The sequence below is a fragment of the Streptomyces sp. 63XJN7_1_ISO-PGPR-S23-121 genome, assembly GCF_056173025.1.
This window is the reverse complement of sequence record NZ_CM149653.1, coordinates 2,680,424-2,696,952: the sequence shown is the minus strand read 5'-3', so window position 1 is coordinate 2,696,952 and position 16,529 is coordinate 2,680,424. Positions and strand designations below refer to the sequence as shown.

The 16,529-nt window shown below is 72.0% G+C and carries 9 protein-coding genes; 5 read left to right on the top strand and 4 right to left on the bottom strand.

Annotation, left to right across the window (positions count from 1 at the left end):
• Positions 1-41 precede the first annotated feature (41 nt).
• The 3 genes from AC0VYN_RS11710 (at position 42) to AC0VYN_RS11700 (ending at position 4,513) form a co-directional block, all read left to right on the top strand.
• The gene (locus AC0VYN_RS11710) at positions 42-1,556 is read left to right on the top strand and encodes an MFS transporter (protein ID WP_475535915.1); all 1,515 of its coding nucleotides are present in this window, start codon (positions 42-44) and stop codon (positions 1,554-1,556) included.
• Positions 1,557-1,766: 210 nt separating this feature from the next.
• Complete coding sequence (locus tag AC0VYN_RS11705; protein ID WP_475535914.1) at positions 1,767-3,593, top strand: AMP-dependent synthetase/ligase; 1,827 nt, start codon at positions 1,767-1,769, stop codon at positions 3,591-3,593.
• 83 nt (positions 3,594-3,676) lie between these two features.
• Positions 3,677-4,513, top strand: coding sequence for an aldo/keto reductase (locus tag AC0VYN_RS11700; RefSeq protein ID WP_475535913.1), 837 nt, complete (start codon positions 3,677-3,679; stop codon positions 4,511-4,513).
• A gap of 59 nt (positions 4,514-4,572) precedes the next feature.
• Here the strand turns inward: AC0VYN_RS11700 and AC0VYN_RS11695 are convergent, their stop codons facing one another.
• Together AC0VYN_RS11695 and AC0VYN_RS11690 are read right to left on the bottom strand one after the other, a co-directional pair.
• Positions 4,573-5,496 (bottom strand): class I SAM-dependent methyltransferase, encoded by a 924-nt coding sequence (locus AC0VYN_RS11695; RefSeq protein ID WP_475535912.1) that lies wholly within the window; start codon positions 5,494-5,496, stop codon positions 4,573-4,575.
• A gap of 148 nt (positions 5,497-5,644) precedes the next feature.
• Complete coding sequence (locus AC0VYN_RS11690) at positions 5,645-7,381, bottom strand: glycoside hydrolase family 6 protein (RefSeq protein ID WP_475535911.1); 1,737 nt, start codon at positions 7,379-7,381, stop codon at positions 5,645-5,647.
• A 521-nt stretch (positions 7,382-7,902) separates the two neighbouring features.
• On the opposite strand from AC0VYN_RS11690, the gene AC0VYN_RS11685 reads away from it, so the two are divergent.
• Both AC0VYN_RS11685 and AC0VYN_RS11680 read left to right on the top strand, forming a co-directional pair.
• A complete protein-coding gene (locus AC0VYN_RS11685) occupies positions 7,903-10,824 on the top strand; it encodes a glycoside hydrolase family 48 protein (RefSeq protein WP_475535910.1) in 2,922 nt (973 codons plus the stop codon).
• 245 nt (positions 10,825-11,069) lie between these two features.
• The gene (locus tag AC0VYN_RS11680) at positions 11,070-13,727 is read left to right on the top strand and encodes a cellulose binding domain-containing protein (protein WP_475535909.1); all 2,658 of its coding nucleotides are present in this window, start codon (positions 11,070-11,072) and stop codon (positions 13,725-13,727) included.
• 105 nt (positions 13,728-13,832) lie between these two features.
• On the opposite strand, the gene AC0VYN_RS11675 is transcribed toward AC0VYN_RS11680, so the two are convergent.
• Positions 13,833-15,707 (bottom strand): rhamnogalacturonan lyase, encoded by a 1,875-nt coding sequence (locus tag AC0VYN_RS11675; RefSeq protein WP_475535908.1) that lies wholly within the window; start codon positions 15,705-15,707, stop codon positions 13,833-13,835.
• A 77-nt stretch (positions 15,708-15,784) separates the two neighbouring features.
• Positions 15,785-16,525: a class I SAM-dependent methyltransferase gene (locus tag AC0VYN_RS11670; protein WP_475535907.1), complete on the bottom strand. Its 741-nt coding sequence runs from the start codon at positions 16,523-16,525 to the stop codon at positions 15,785-15,787.
• Positions 16,526-16,529 lie beyond the last annotated feature (4 nt).

The following is a 16,529-nucleotide window of genomic DNA, read 5'->3' as shown; positions in this document are numbered from 1 at the left end:
GGAGGTACACGTACACGGAGAACACGAGGGGACGACGGGACATGCGTACATGGGGGCCGCTCACGGCGGTGTGCCTCGGGACGTTCATGCTGCTGCTGGACGTGACGATCGCGGTCGTCGCGCTGCCGGACATGGCACGGGGGCTGCACGCGTCGCTGAGCGATCTGCAGTGGGTGATGGACGGATACGCGCTGGCGCTGGCGGCGCTGCTGCTGGGGCTGGGGGCGGCGGCCGACGTGCTGGGGCGGCGCCGGGTGCACGTGGCGGGCGTGGTGCTGTTCGCGGCGGCGTCGCTGCTGTGCGGGCTCGCCACCGGGCCGGGGATGCTGGTCGCCGCGCGCGGCGTGCAGGGAGTGGGCGCGGCGGCGATGTTCGCCACGACGCTGCCGCTGCTGGGCTCCGTATACCAGGGGCGGCGGAGGTCGGTGGCGCTCGGGGTGTGGGGCGCGGTCAGCGGCGCCGCGGCGGCCGTAGGCCCGGTACTGGGCGGGCTGCTCACCGACGGCCCCGGCTGGCGGTGGATCTTCTACGTGAACCTGCCGGTGAGCGTGGCGGCGGTGTGGCTGACGCTGCGCGTGGTGCCGGAGTCGCGGGCCCCGGGCGGGCGCCGCGTGGACTGGGCGGGTACGGCCGTCTTCGCCGCGTTCGCCGGTGCGGTGACGTACGGGGCGGTGCGGGCCGGGTCGCACGGCTGGACGGAGGGCGGCACCCTCGCCGCCTTCGGTCTCGCGGCCGTGGCGCTGGGTGCCTTCGTGGCGGTGGAGCGGCGGGTCGCCGATCCGCTGCTGGACCCGAGGCTGTTCCTGCGGCCCGCGTTCTCGGGTGTGATGCTGGGCGCGCTCGCGTTCAACGCGGCGGCCTTCGGCGTCATGGCGTACACCTCGATATGGCTGCAGACGCTGCTCGGGATGAGCCCGGTGCGGGGCGGGGCGGTGTTCCTGTGGCTGTCGCTGGCGTCGTTCGTGGTGGCCGCGGCGGGCGGGCGGCTGCTGCACGGGGTGCCGGCGCGGTTCACCGTCGGGGGCGGACTGCTGCTGATCGCGGCGGGCCAGTTCTGCATGGCGTTCCTGGACGCCGGCTCCGGCGCGTCCGCGCTGGTGCCGGGGCTGCTGCTGGTGGGCGTCGGGACCGGGCTGGTGTCGCCGGGCATCTCGGGGGCGGCGCTGGCGGCGGTGGAGCCGGAACGGTCCGGGATGGCGGGCGGTGCGGTCAACACCTTCCGGCAGCTCGGCTACGCCCTGGGCATCGCCGTCTTCGGCACGGTGCTGACCTCGCGGATGTCGGACACGCTGCCGCAGGACGCGGCGCACGGTCTGGCGGGCGGTGCGGCAGGCGCCCTGCGGGGGGCGTTCGGAGAGCACGCGCTGCGGGCCGCCTTCGCCTCGGGGCTGAACGCGGCGGCGGTGACCGCGGGCGCGGTCGCGGCTCTCGCCGGGGTGCTGGTGCTCGTCCTGGTCCGGGCGGACCGCGGCCGTCCGGACGCAGGTGTGACGGAATCCGGGGCGCCCGCGCTGAAGGAGGAGACCGCGGCGTCCACGGCTCCGTACCGGCGGTAAGCGAGGCGTACAGGTTCGGTGGAGATTAGGGCACCGAATCACGCGCAACCGTCAGGAAAGTGTCCGACCCTTCCCCATGTGAGCGCATTTTCCTTCACTGACCAGCGCGGACACGGGCCCGGTCCGCTTTCGCCGGCCCTCCCGCCCCCGCTCCGGGTGGGGTAGCTTTCACCGCGCCGTGCGGGGCGTCACCAGGAGCGGGGAGCGGGTTTGCGCGAGTTCACCAACCCTCCGACGGCGTCGGCACCACCGGTGGGCGGTCTGGCCGACGTGGTCTTCCGGCATGCCGAGGACGACCCGCAGCACATCGCGCTGGGCCGCAAGGACGAGGACGGACGGTGGCGGGACGTGACCGCCGGCGCGTTCCGCGACGAGGTACTGGCCCTGGCCAAGGGCCTGCTCGCGCAGGGCATCCGTTTCGGCGACCGGGTCGCCATCATGTCCCGCACCCGCTACGAGTGGACGCTCTTCGACTTCGCCCTGTGGACGATCGGTGCCCAGGTGGTGCCGGTCTACCCGACGTCCTCGGCCGAGCAGTGCCTGTGGATGCTGTACGACGCCGAGGTGACGGCGGCGGTCGTGGAGCACGAGGACCACGCGATGACGATCGCCACCGTCATCGACCGGCTGCCGCACCTGCGCGGCCTGTGGCAGCTCGACTCCGGCGCCGTCCAGCAGCTGTACGACGCCGGTGCGCACCTCGACGACGAGGTGGTGCACCGGCACCGGCAGGCGGTCACGCCCGACTCGGTCGCCACCGTCATCTACACCTCGGGCACCACGGGCCGCCCCAAGGGCTGCGTCATCTCGCACGGCAACCTGATGTACGAGGCGGACACCGTCATCGAGCGCTGGGAGCCGGTGTTCCACTCCAAGAAGGGCGACGAGGCGTCGACCCTGCTGTTCCTGCCGCTCGCCCACGTCTTCGGGCGGATGGTGGAGGTCGCGGCGATCCGGGGCCGGGTCCGCTTCGGCCACCAGCCGCAGCTGAACGCCGCCGCGCTGTTGCCCGACCTGGCCGCCTTCCGGCCGACGTTCATCCTGGCCGTGCCCTACATCTTCGAGAAGGTGTTCCACGCGGCCCGGCGCAAGGCCGACAAGGAGGGGAGGTCCGGCCCCTTCCAGAAGGCCGTCGACGTGGCGGTGAAGTACGCGGAGGCGGTGGAGGCCAAGGCCTGGGGCATCGGCCCGGGCCCCTCGGCGGGCCTGCGCATGCAGCACCAGCTCTTCGACAAGCTCGTCTACACCAAGGTGCGCGCGGCGATGGGCGGACGCATCCGCAACGCCATGTCGGGCGGCTCGGCGATGGACCGGCGGCTCGGGCTGTTCTTCGCGGGCGCGGGCGTGCAGATCTACGAGGGCTACGGCCTGACCGAGTCCACCGCCGCGGCCACCGCCAACCCGCCCGAGCTCACCCGCTACGGCACGGTCGGCCGCCCCATCCCGGGCGTCTCGGTGCACATCGCGGACGACGGCGAGATCTGGCTGAGCGGCCGCAACGTCTTCCAGGGATACCTCAACAACCCGAAGGCCACCGACGAGACCCTCCAGGACGGCTGGCTGGCCACCGGTGACCTGGGGTCGCTGGACGAGGACGGCTACCTCACCATCACCGGCCGCAAGAAGGAGATCCTGGTGACCTCCGGCGGCAAGAGCGTCTCGCCGGGCCTGCTGGAGGAGCGCGTCCGGGACCATCCGCTGGTCAACCAGTGCATCGTCGTCGGCAACGACCGTCCCTACGTCGCCGCCCTCATCACCCTCGACCAGGACGCGGTCGACCACTGGCTGACGATGCGCAACAAGCCCGGGATGAGCCCGGCCGAGCTGGTGCACGACGCCGACCTGGAGACGGAGGTGCGGCGCGCGGTCGTCGCGGCCAACACGCTGGTGTCCCAGGCCGAGTCGATCCGCACCTTCCGCATCCTGGCCCAGCCGTTCACCGAGGAGCACGGGCTGCTGACCCCGTCGCTGAAACTCAAGCGCAAGGCCATCGAGAAGGCCTACTCCACCGAGGTCGAAGCCCTGTACCGGGCATGAGTTCCGCGGTCAGGAATGCACGGCGCCCCGTGATCGTTGACGATGGGAGTACCACCTGACCACAACCGAAGGATCAAGAGCTCGTGAGCAGCAAGGTCCCCCCGATCACCCTGAACAACGGCGTCGAGATGCCCCAGCTGGGCTTCGGCGTCTGGCAGGTGCCGGACGACGAGGCCGAGACGGCCGTCGCCCAGGCCCTGGAGGCCGGGTACCGCAGCATCGACACAGCGGCGATCTACGGCAATGAAGAGGGCACCGGCAAGGCCATCGCCGCCTCCGGCGTCGCGCGCGAGGACCTCTTCGTCACCACCAAGCTCTGGAACAGCGAACAGGGGTACGACTCCACGCTGCGCGCCTTCGACGCGTCGCTGGACAAGCTCGGCCTCGAGTACGTGGACCTCTACCTGATCCACTGGCCGGTGCCGGCGAAGGACCGTTACGTCGACACGTACAGGGCGTTCGAGAAGCTGCACGCCGACGGCCGGATCCGGGCCGTCGGCGTGTCCAACTTCCTGCCGGAGCACCTGGAGCGGCTGATCGCCGAGACGTCGGTCGTCCCGGCCGTCAACCAGATCGAGCTGCACCCGCACCTCCAGCAGCACGCCTCCCGCGAGGTCCACGCGAAGCAGGGCATCGCCACCGAGGCGTGGTCCCCGCTCGGGTCGGGCAAGGGCATCCTGGAGATCCCGGCCATCGTGGCGATCGCCCAGAAGCACGACCGCACCCCGGCCCAGGTCGTGCTGCGCTGGCACCTCCAGCTCGGCAACGTGGTGATCCCGAAGTCCGTGACGCCGTCGCGGATCAAGGAGAACATCGACGTGTTCGGCTTCGAACTGGACGCCGAGGACCTCGCGGCGATCAGCGCGCTGAACGAGGACCGCCGCCTGGGTCCGGACCCGGCGCAGTTCAACATGGCCTGACCGCTCGGGCACCAAGCGTGAGGAGGGGGGCCCGGTCCGCGCGGACCGGGCCCCCCTTGTCATGCGCTCGGGACCGTCGGCCGCACCGCCGTGTAGACCGTGTGCGCCAGCAGGACGAAGACGTCCGGCCGCCGGTGCACGCCCGCCTCGTCGGTGGGGTCGAGGAGCCGGTCCAGGGTGGCCCGGTCGTCGGGGCCGAGCCCGTCGGCGAACCGTTCGCGCTGCCGGGACAGGGAGGCGGTCACGTGGGCGCGGGCCTCGTCGCCGAGGGGGGCGGGCAGGTCCAGCAGGAAGCTGCGGGTGCCGGTGTGCGTCAGGCCCGCCGCGGTCAGCAGCGCCGGCCAGTCCTCGGTCTCGGCCACGGAGTCCGGCAGGCTCTCGCGCATCGAGGCGAACGCGTCCTCCTCGGCGGCGTGCAGCCGCGCCTGGAGTCCCGGGCGTCCGACGCCGAGGTCCCGCGGCAGGAAGCGGGCGGGCAGCCCGCCCTCCAGGATCGCCAGGGTGCCGCCGGGGGCGAGACGTCCGGCGAGCGCGGCGAGGGCGGCGCGCTGGTCGCCCAGGTGGTGCAGGCTCTGGCTCGCCCACAGCAGGTCGGCGGGACGGCCGAGCTCGTCCAGTACACCCGGCAGGTCACCGGTCAGGGTGCCGAACCGGTCGGCGACGCCGAGGCGGGCGGCCCGGTCACGGGCCCGGTCCAGGAGCGGCCCGGCCCCGTCGACGGCGACGACCCGGGCGCCCGGGAAGGCGTCGGCGATCAGGCAGGACACGACGCCCGGCCCGCTGCCCACGTCGACGACCAGCCCCGGTTCCGTCACCTCCCCGGCCAGCCAATTCATGGCCTGCCGGTACAGGGGGGTGTACAGCTCCGCCTGCGCCTCCAGTTCCGGGGCCATCGCGGCCCAGTCGAGGTCGGCGTGGTGGTGACCGTGCTCGTGGTGGTGGCCGCCCGTAGGGTCGTGGTCGTGCTGGTGGTCGTGCGCCATGCCGGTCTGCCTTCCGATCGCGGGGCCGTCAGGGTGCGACGACTCGCCGCGCCGGGGCAAGTTCCGTTGCCGGAATCGCAAAGCGGCCGTGCGGGGTCCGGTCCTGGCGGACCGGACCCCGACGGTGTCTACCTACGCGCGGGCCCGCTCACGACAGGGGCGGGTAGGCGTTCTTCATCAGCTCCTGGAACTGTGCGGAGAACCACTGCCCGGAGATCGGGGCGTCCGGAAGGGCGCCGGACATGCTGTTGCCGTTGCGGGCGTTGCCGGTGTATGTCGGGTCGCACATCCGGTCGAAGCCCTTGCCCTCGTCGTTCGGGATCTCCTTGCTCGCGCCGTCCGACTCCCCCGGCGGCTTCATCCACACGTAGGCGTCGATGCCCGGCTCGGGGTTGGCCTTCGGCCGTTCGCCGAGGCCGGCTCCGGACTGGTTGCACCAGTTGCCGAGGTGGATGCGGCGGTCGTAGCGGCCGCCGTTGACGTAGGTGTCGACGCTGGTCGTGGCGCCGGGGCCGGTGGGCCGCTGGGTGCCGCCCCAGCCGTTGCGGGAGGTGTCGATGAGCATGCCGATCTTGCTGTCGAACCCGATCGACACCAGCTTGTCGCGCATGGCCTGGGCGTAGGAGAGCTCGTCGGTGTAGCGGTTCCAGTCGACCCACTTGGACTGGCGCACGGACGTGCCGTTCACACTGTCCGTGATCTTGAAGTGGTCCTCCTTCAGTGCGCTGTAGTTGGCGGTGTTGACGATGAAGCCGTGGACGTCGCTCAGGGTCGCGCCCTCGGTGGTGGCGGCCGTCTTGAACATGTCGGCGGAGGGGCCGAAGTTGTCGTCCCAGCCGAGCCAGCCGTGGTGGCCGGCGTCGATGTAGTTGTAGACGTTGCCGATGTCGCCGAGCTTGTTGAGGGCGTAGCCGACGCCCTTCTGGTAGTTGCCGTTGGCCTTCATCACGTCGCAGTTGGGCACGGCGGTCGGCCGGCCCGAGACGTTGGTGACGAGGTTCGGCAGGGAGTCGATCTCGACCGTGGTGACGATCCGCAGCGAGGCGTACTTCGGGTCGGCGAGGATCGCGGCGATCGGGTCGATGTACTGCGTCTTGTACTTGTCGATCTCCGTCGGGCCGAGCTCGCCGTTGGAGGCGAGCGCCGAGCAGTCGCGTCCGGGCAGGTTGTAGATGACGAGCTGGACGTACAGCTCGCCGGAGCCCTTCTGCTTCAGCGCCTCGTCGAGGTGGTCGCGCAGGCCCATGCCGCCGTTGGCACCGTTGATGGCCGCGATCCGGTCCAGCCAGACGCCGGTGGGCTGGTTGGCGATCCGGCTGCCGCCGGGCTCGGCCGCCGCCTTCGCGGACCACTCCGGGTTCACGTATCCCTTGGCGCCGGCGTAGGGGTTGTCCACCCGGTCGGACGGTCCGGTGGGGTCGGTCGGGTCCGTGGGGTCGGTCGGGTCGGTGGGGTCGGTCGGCCCGCCGTCGACGTTGCAGGTCACGCCGTTGAGGGTGAAGGTCGCCGGGATCGCGTTGCTGCCGCTGTAGGTTCCCTGGAATCCGAAGCTCGCCGAACCGCCGGTGGCGAGCGTGCCGTTGTAGGACTCGTTGGCGGCCGTGACGGCGGCACCGCTCTGACTGACCTTCGCGTTCCAGGCGTTGGTCACCTTCTGGCTGCCGGCGTACGTCCATCCCAGCTTCCAGCTGGACGTGGCGGCGCCGTTGTTGGTGACGGTCACGGCGGCGGTGAAGCCACTGCCCCAGTCGTTCTGCACCTTGTAGTCGACGGTACAGGCGGCGGCCGCCGCGCCGGCGGTCGCGGTGTGGGCGGCGAGGGCCGTGCCGGAGGCGCCGGCGACCAGCGTCAGGGCGGCGAGCATCGCGGTTCTGGTCCGGGTCATGAGTGGGGGTTCCTTCTTTCGTCGGGGTGCGGGTGCGGGTGCGGTCGTGCGCTGCCGCGCGACTGGCGGGCGCGGGCCGCTGCCGGACGGCATGGGGGTGCCGACGCGGTCGGAGGTCGGGAACGGCCCGCGGGCCGGGGGAGGCGGCCCGCGGGGGGAGCTGTGCACCGGTACAGCGGCCGATCGCGCGCCGGACCCGCCGCATCGGCGGCTAAAAGTCCTGAACGCGGGAGGTGGAGCGGGGGGTGTCGCACGAGCGACTCCTTGCAGTTCGGGCACGCCGTGACGGACGCGCCGACTGATGGAACCGCTCCCACTGGTGCCAGCGAAGGTAGCGCCAAGTGACGGCAAAGAACAGAGGAGTCACCGATTTTCCGTCCGCCGCCCCCGTCGAATCATTTCGACTCTTCACACACCTTGACCGCCCGGAGCCCCCTCCTCACTATGGGAGCGCTCCCACTGGTTCAAGGCTTGTCGCTCCTCCCCTCCCCCTCTTCGAGCCGCAAGGAGGAACCAGCACCATGCATCCCCGACGCAGACGCAGACGCCGAGGCACACGGCACCTGTGGACGGCCGCGGTGGCGGCCCTCGCGCTTCCCCTCACCATGGTCGGCACCGGCTCGACACCCGCCCGGGCCGCGGCACTTCAGTGCAGCGTGGACTACCGGACCAACGACTGGGGCTCCGGTTTCACCGCGGATCTGACCCTCACCAACCGCGGCACCGACGCCCTCGACGGCTGGACGCTGACCTACTCCTACGCGGGTGACCAGAAGCTGACGAACGGCTGGAACGGCACGTGGTCCCAGTCCGGCCGCACGGTCACCGTGAAGAACGCCTCCTACAACGCGCGGATCGCGGCCGGCGCCGCCGTCTCCACCGGCGGACAGTTCACCTACAGCGGCACCAACACCGCGCCGACGAGCTTCGCGGTCAACGGCACCCCGTGCACCGGCGCGCACCAGCCACCGGTCGCCGTGCTGAACAGCCCCGAGGCGGGCGCCGTGTACACCCAGGGCACGGCGGTGCCCCTGGCGGCCACGGCCGCCGCCGCGGACGGTGCCACCGTCGGCAAGGTGGAGTTCTACGACGACACCACGCTGCTGGGCACGGACACCAGCGCGCCGTTCACGTACTCGGCCTCCGGCTTGACCGTGGGCAGTCATTCCCTGGTGGCGAAGGCCTACGACAGTTTGGGCGCCTCCGCGGACTCGGTCCCGGTCGGCATCACGATCGCCTCGGGGCCGACGGTGGTCGCGACCCCCTCCCAACTGGGCGTCCAACAGGGGAAGTCGGGATCGTACGAGGTCAAGCTGTCCAAGCAGCCGACCGCGAACGTGACCGTGACGACGGCGCGGGCGAGCGGCAACAGCGGCCTGTCCGTCACCGGCGGGGCGAGCCTCACCTTCACCCCGTCGAACTGGCAGACCGCCCAGAAGGTGACCGTGGCCGCCGACGCCTCCGGTACCGGCTCGGCGGTCTTCGAGTCGACGGCACCGGGCCACGGCAAGGCCGCGGTGACGGTGACCGAGCTGGCGGCGGCGAAGGACTACGACGCCCGCTTCCTGGAGCTGTACGGCAGGATCACCGACCCGGCCAACGGCTACTTCTCCCCGGAGGGCATCCCGTACCACTCGGTCGAGACGCTCATCGTCGAGGCGCCGGACCACGGCCACGAGACCACGTCCGAGGCGTACAGCTACCTGCTGTGGCTCCAGGCGATGTACGGCAAGGTGACCGGCGACTGGTCCAAGTTCAACAACGCCTGGGGAATCATGGAGAAGTACATGATCCCCACGCACGCCGACCAGCCGACCAACTCCTCCTACAACGCCTCCAAGCCGGCCACGTACGCCCCGGAGCTGGACACACCCGAGGAGTACCCGGCGAAGCTCGACGGCACCGTTCCGGTCGGCCCGGACCCGATCGCCGGTGAGCTGAAGTCGGCGTACGGCACCGACGACGTGTACGGCATGCACTGGCTGCAGGACGTCGACAACGTCTACGGGTACGGCAACTCGCCCGGCAAGTGCGAGGCGGGCCCCTCCGACACCGGCCCGTCGTACATCAACACCTTCCAGCGCGGCGCGCAGGAGTCCGTGTGGGAGACGGTGCCGCAGCCGACCTGCGACGCCTTCAAGTACGGCGGCAGGAACGGGTACCTGGACCTGTTCACCGGTGACGCGTCCTACGCCAGGCAGTGGAAGTTCACCAACGCACCGGACGCCGACGCGCGCGCCGTGCAGGCCGCTTACTGGGCGGACATCTGGGCGAAGGACCAGGGCAAGGGCTCGGAGGTATCCGGGACCGTCGCCAAGGCCGCCAAGATGGGCGACTACCTGCGCTACGCGATGTACGACAAGTACTTCAAGAAGGTCGGTTCGTGCGTGGGTCCGGCGAGCTGCCCGGCCGGCACCGGCAAGGACTCCTCGCACTACCTGCTGTCCTGGTACTACGCCTGGGGCGGGGCCACCGACACCTCCGCGGGCTGGGCCTGGCGCATCGGTTCCAGCCACGCCCACGGCGGCTACCAGAACCCGCTGGCCGCCTACGCCCTGAGCAGCTACGCCGACCTGAAGCCCAAGTCGGCGACGGGCGCGGCGGACTGGGCGAAGTCCCTGGACCGGCAGCTGGAGTTCTACCGCTGGCTGCAGTCCGACGAGGGCGCCATCGCGGGCGGCGCGACCAACAGCTGGGCGGGCCGGTACGCGACGCCGCCGGCCGGTACGCCGACCTTCTACGGCATGTACTACGACGAGAAGCCGGTCTACCACGACCCGCCGTCCAACCAGTGGTTCGGCTTCCAGGCGTGGTCCATGGAACGGGTCGCCGAGTACTACCAGCAGAGCGGCGACGCGGACGCCAAGGCGGTCCTGGACAAGTGGGTCGACTGGGCGCTGTCGAAGACGACGGTCAACCCCGACGGCAGCTTCCGGATCCCGTCGACGCTCCAGTGGTCGGGCAAGCCCGACACCTGGAACGCCGCGTCCCCGGGCGACAACGGCGGCCTGCACGTCACGGTCGCCGACTACACCGACGACGTCGGAGTGGCGGCCGCGTACGCCAAGACCCTGACGTACTACGCCGACCGCTCCGGTGACACGCAGGCGGCCACGACCGCCAAGGCCCTGCTCGACGGCATGTGGAAGAACAACCAGGACGCGCTCGGCATCGCCGTCCCGGAGACCCGCGCCGACTACAACCGCTTCGACGACGGCATCCGCGTCCCGAACGGCTGGACCGGCACCATGCCGAACGGCGACACGATCGGCGCGTCGTCGACGTTCTCCTCGATCCGCTCCTTCTACCAGGACGACCCGGCCTGGTCGAAGATCGAGAGCTACCTCGCGGGCGGTGCGGCGCCCACGTTCACGTACCACCGGTTCTGGGCGCAGGCGGACATCGCCCTGGCCATGGGTTCGTACGCGGAGCTGCTCGAATAGTCCCCGCGGAGCGCTGCGCGGGCCGGGCGGTCCTCCGGCCGCGGCCCGTGCGTGGCCGGCCGCGGCCCACCGCGCCCCCCGTAGGGGCGCGGTGGGGCCCGCCTCCCGCCCCGCAGCGCTCGACGGCTCCGCGTGCCCGGTCCCGTCACCGGACGACGGGACCAACCGACCGGGCGGCCCCTGGCCACGCAAGGGCCGCCCGGTCCTCGCATGCTTCCCTCCTGACGGAAGGACGGTTCCCCACCGTGCGAAGAAGCCGGATCCTCACCGCTGTGCTGGCCCTGGCGGCCGGGCTCCTCACCGGCGGCCCGCCCGCCGCCCTGGCCGCCGGGACGCCGGCGCCGGCCGTCGCCGCAGACACCTACACCTGGAACAACGCCCGGATCGACGGCGGCGGCTTCGTCCCCGGCATCGTCTTCAACCGCACCGAGAAGGACCTGGCCTACGCCCGCACCGACATCGGCGGCGTCTACCGCTGGCAGGAGCGGACACGGTCCTGGACGCCGTTGCTGGACTCGGTCGGCTGGACCGACTGGGGTCACACCGGAGTGGTCGGCCTGGCCTCCGACCCCGTGGACCCCGACCGCGTGTACGCGGCGGTCGGCACGTACACCAACGACTGGGACCCGGCGAACGGGGCGGTGCTGCGCTCCGCCGACCGGGGCGCCACCTGGGAGCGCACCGGCCTGCCGTTCAAACTGGGCGGCAACATGCCCGGACGCGGCATGGGCGAGCGCCTGGCCGTCGACCCGCACGACAACGACGTGCTGTACCTGGGCGCGCCCAGCGGCAACGGCCTGTGGCGGTCCACCGACGCGGGTGTCACCTGGTCGCAGGTGCGTGCCTTCCCGAACCCGGGCGACTACGCGCAGGATCCGGACGACCCGAGCGGCTACGCCTCCGACAACCAGGGCGTCGTCTGGGTCACCTTCGACGAGTCGACGGGCACCGCGGGCGCCCCCACCAGGACGATCTACGTCGGGGTCGCCGACAAGGAGAACGCGGTCTACCGCTCCACGGACGCGGGCGCGACCTGGCAGCGGATCGCCGGCCAGCCGACGGGGTACCTGGCGCACAAGGGGGTGCTGGACGCCGGGAGCGGCAGCCTCTACCTGGCGTACAGCGACACGGGCGGCCCGTACGACGGTGCCAGGGGCCGGCTCTACCGGTACGCGACGGCGACCGGCACCTGGACCGACATCAGCCCGGTCGCCGAGGCCGACACGTACTACGGGTTCAGCGGCCTGACCGTGGACCGGCAGAACCCCGGGACGGTGATGGCGACGGCGTACAGCTCCTGGTGGCCGGACACGCAGATCTTCCGCTCCACGGACGGCGGCGCCAACTGGACCCAGGCGTGGCGCTACACGTCGTACCCGGACCGGGAGAACCGCTACACGATGGACGTCTCGTCCGCGCCGTGGCTGACCTGGGACGCGCATCCGTCCCCGCCCGAACAGACCCCGAAGCTCGGCTGGATGACGGAGTCGCTGGAGATCGACCCGTTCGACCCGGACCGGATGATGTACGGGACGGGCGCGACGATCTACGGCACGGAGAACCTCACGAACTGGGACTCCGGCGCGAAGTTCGCCGTCGAGCCCATGGTGCGGGGCCTGGAGGAGACGGCCGTCAACGACCTCGCCTCTCCCCCGTCGGGCGTGCCCCTGCTCAGCGCGCTGGGTGACATCGGCGGCTTCCGGCACACGAGCCTGACCGAGGTCCCGCCGATGATGTACACCTCGCCGAACTTCACCTCGACGACGAGTCTGGACTTCGCCGAGACGAACCCGGACACGGTCGTGCGGGCCGGCAACCTGGACTCCGGCCCGCACATCGCGTTCTCCACGGACAACGGCGCCACCTGGTTCGGCGGCACGGACCCCTCGGGCGTGAGCGGCGGCGGAACGGTCGCGGCCGGGGCGGACGGCAGCCGCTTCGTGTGGAGCCCCGCGGGCGCCGGCGTCCAGTACACGAACGGCTTCGGCACGTCGTGGCAGGCCTCGAGCGGTGTCCCGGCGGGCGCGATCGTCGAGTCCGACCGCGTCGACCCGAAGACCTTCTACGCCTTCAAGTCGGGGAGGTTCTACGTCAGCACCGACGGCGGCGCCACGTTCAGCACGTCCGCCGCGACCGGCCTGCCCGCGGGCGACAGCGTCCGCTTCAAGGCACTGCCGGGTGCGCGGGGCGACGTCTGGCTGGCCGGCGGTGCCCCCGACGGCGCGTACGGCCTGTGGCACTCCACGGACCGCGGCGCGACCTTCACCAGGCTGCCGAACGTCGAGCAGGCCGACACGATCGGTTTCGGCAAGGCCGCGCCGGACGCCTCGTACCAGACGCTCTACACCAGCGCGAGGATCGGCGGTGTGCGCGGCATCTTCCGGTCGACCGACAAGGGGGCGAGCTGGGTCCGCGTCAACGACGACGCCCACCAGTGGGGCTGGACGGGAGCGGCGATCACGGGCGACCCGCGGGTGTTCGGGCGGGTGTACGTGGCCACCAACGGCCGGGGCGTCGTCTACGGCGACCCGTCCGGCGGCGGGGACGACGGCGGGGGCGGCACCGACCCCACGCCGTCGGGCGGCTGCGCGGTGGCGTACACCGTCACGAACCAGTGGGCGGGCGGCTTCCAGGCGGACGTGCGGCTCACCAACACCGGCTCCGCTCCGTGGAACGGCTGGTCCCTCGGCTGGTCGTTCCCCGACGGCCAGCGGGTGACCGCCATGTGGAACGCGGAGCACACCGGGTCCGGCGGCACGGTGACGGCGAGGAACGTGGGCTTGAACGCCGCCGTCGCCCCCGGTTCCTCGGTGAACTTCGGCTTCACGGCCGAGTGGTCGGGGACGAACACGAAGCCGGCGTCCTTCGAACTCGGTGGGCGGAGGTGCTCGGTCGTCACATGACCGTGGGAACGGCGGAACGCCCCCTGGAATTCGCCGCGCGACCGGGGGCGTTCGGCCGTTCCGGCGTGGCGGCCGGAGCAGCCCGGCCGAGAGGCCGGACGGGTGTCAGGGCGTGAACACCGCCGGCCTCGGCGCCGTCGGCATCCCGGCGCCGATGAAGAAGCTCGGGTGCGGCGGCTGGTTGTAAGCCGTATTTTGCCAGGCCAGCGCCGTGCGGTACTGGGTGTCGTGCAGCAGGGTCGTGATGCGGGTGTCCGTGTCGTACGGCGTGGAGTAGATGCGCAGGGCCTTGTTGTCGGTGGTCCGCCAGACGACCTCCTCGCGCCAGTCGCCGAGGATGTCGCCGGAGAGGACCGGCGTGGCCTTGGTGCCGTTGTTCGACGCGACGCCGGAGCCGGTGAGCAGGCGGGTGTCGCCGGAGGTGCCGTACTTGTCGACGCGGGTGCCGTCCAGGAGTTCGCGCACCGGGTCGCCGTCCCACCAGGACAGGAAGTTGGTGCTGGAGGGCTTGCGGCCGCTCACCACGGTGCCCTTCGGATCGCGGACGCCGCTCTCGGCGGACGACCAGGACTCGGCGCCCGCGCTGCCGGACCAGATGTCGGCCGAGACGCCGCGGCCGTTGTCGCCGTTCGCGGGCGTGGACCAGATGATCCGGCCCGTGCGCGCGTCCGCCATCCAGGACGAGGGCTTCGAGCCGTCCTCGTCGACCTTGAACTCCTCCAGGCCCGCGCGGGACGGGTCGAGGTCCCCGACGTGCAGGGCGTCGCCGTGGCCGTTCTTGGTGGTCCACAGGGCGCTGCCGTTGTCGTCGACGGCCATGGCGCCGTAGACGATCTCGTCCCGGCCGTCGCCGTCGACGTCCGCGACGGACAGCTGGTGGTTGCCCTGGCCGTCGTAGCCCTTGCCGCTGTTGGTGGAGGAGCTGGTGTCGAAGGTCCAGCGGCGGGTGAAGGAGCCGCCGCGCCAGTCCCAGGCGGCGACGACCGTCCGCGTGTAGTAGCCGCGGGCCATGATCAGCGAGGGGCGGGAGCCGTCCAGGTACGCCGTGCCGGCCAGGAAGCGGTCGACGCGGTTGCCGTAGGAGTCGCCCCAGGAGGAGACGGTGCCCCGGGCGGGGACGTAGTCGACGGTGCCCATGGCCCGGCCGGTCCGCCCGTCGAACATGGTCAGGTACTCGGGGCCGGACAGGACGTAGCCGGAGGAGTTGCGGTGGTCCGCCGAGGAACTGCCGATGACCGCGCCGGTGCCGTCCTTCGTGCCGTCGGCGGTCTTCATGGCGACCTCGGCCCTGCCGTCGCCGTCGTAGTCGTACACCTGGAACTGGGTGTAGTGGGCGCCGGAACGGATGTTGCGGCCCAGGTCGACGCGCCACAGGCGGGTGCCGTCGAGCCTGATGCCGTCGACGACCGTGTTGCCGGTGTAGCCGGACTGGGAGTTGTCCTTGGCGTTGGTGGGCTGCCACTTGAGGACGAGGTCGAGGGCGCCGTCGCCGTCGAGGTCGCCGACGGAGGCGTCGTTGGCCTCGTAGGTGAAGGCGACGCCGTCGGGCGTGGTGCCGCCGGCGGGCGGGCTGAGGGGGACGTCCTTGTAGCCGGCCCGGAACTGGATCGCGTGGACCGAGTCGCCCTGCTCGGTGCCGTTCACGACGGCGCGGACCGTGTAGTCGGCCTGGGCGGGCGCGCCGGCGTGGAAGAAGGTGGTCGAGCGGGTGACGGGGGTGGAGTTGACCTTCGTGCCGGCCCGGTAGACGTTGAAGGCCACGTCGGCGGGGTCGGTGCCGAGCCAGCGCCAGCTCACGAGGTTGCCGTCGCCGGTGTGGACGCTGACCACACCTCGGTCGAGGGCCTCGGCCTGACGTGCGGTGGCGGCCTCCGCGGTGTCCGGGGCCAGCGTCGTCAGACCCGCGCCGACGAGGCCGGCGGCGGCGAGTGCCGCGGCCAGGACGAGGGGGCGTCTGCGGTGCTTGCGGGGGTGCCTCACGGGACGAACCTCCTGGGGGGCGGATGGGTTTCCGCCTCTCGGTCGCCGCCGGGGGCGCCCGGGTTGCCGCCCGGCGCCTACGCCTTCGCGAACGCCCTGAGGGTGAACACCGGGTCGGGCCGCGGCCGTTCCTGGTCGGGCAGGGCCGCGAGCCGGGCGGCGAAGCGGTCGGCGAGGTCCCCGCCCGGCGGCAGCGTGACGAACCAGCCGCGCCGCAGGTCGGCCACCGTACTGCGGGGGCTGCGGCCCTGGCCGTGGCCGGTGAAGCGGGCCTCGCCGGCCGGTGTCAGGCCGTGGGCACGGGCGTACGCCTCGACGCGCCCGGCGGCGTCGCGGGCGGTGCTGGGCGGGCGGGAGGCGAGCACCGCGTCGATGTCGCTGCCCACGTTGTGCGCGGCGCCCTTGTCGACCGTCGTCACGTACACCCCGCCGGGCCGCAGCACGCGGGCGCACTCACCCACGATGGTGCGCACGTCCTCGGCGCCGCGGGCCAGGTGCAGCAGCCACACACTGCTCACGGCGTCGAACCCGCCGTCCCGGAAGGGCAGCCGGCGGCTGTCGGCCAGCACGACGGCACCGGGCAGCCGGGCGGCGGCCCGGCGGGCCATCGCGGGGGCCAGGTCCGCGCCGGTCACGCGCAGGCCCGCCCTTCCGGCCGCGAGCCGGCCGGTGACGATGCCGGTGCCGCAGGCGATGTCGAGCAGGCCGCGGGCGTGCGGGGGCACGAGGCCCAGGACCGCCCGGGCGGCGGCTTCGGCGCGGGGCTCGCCGCCCCGCAGGGCGTCGTACCGTTCCGCTTCCTCGTCGTAGTCGAGCACCCCG

Coding starts and splice junctions, on each gene's coding strand:
- AC0VYN_RS11690 (WP_475535911.1), bottom strand. CDS start 7,381: ATGACCCGGACCAGAACCGCGATGCTCGCCGCCCTGACGCTGGTCGCC.
- AC0VYN_RS11695 (WP_475535912.1), bottom strand. CDS start 5,496: ATGGCGCACGACCACCAGCACGACCACGACCCTACGGGCGGCCACCAC.
- AC0VYN_RS11710 (WP_475535915.1), top strand. CDS start 42: ATGCGTACATGGGGGCCGCTCACGGCGGTGTGCCTCGGGACGTTCATG.
- AC0VYN_RS11685 (WP_475535910.1), top strand. CDS start 7,903: ATGCATCCCCGACGCAGACGCAGACGCCGAGGCACACGGCACCTGTGG.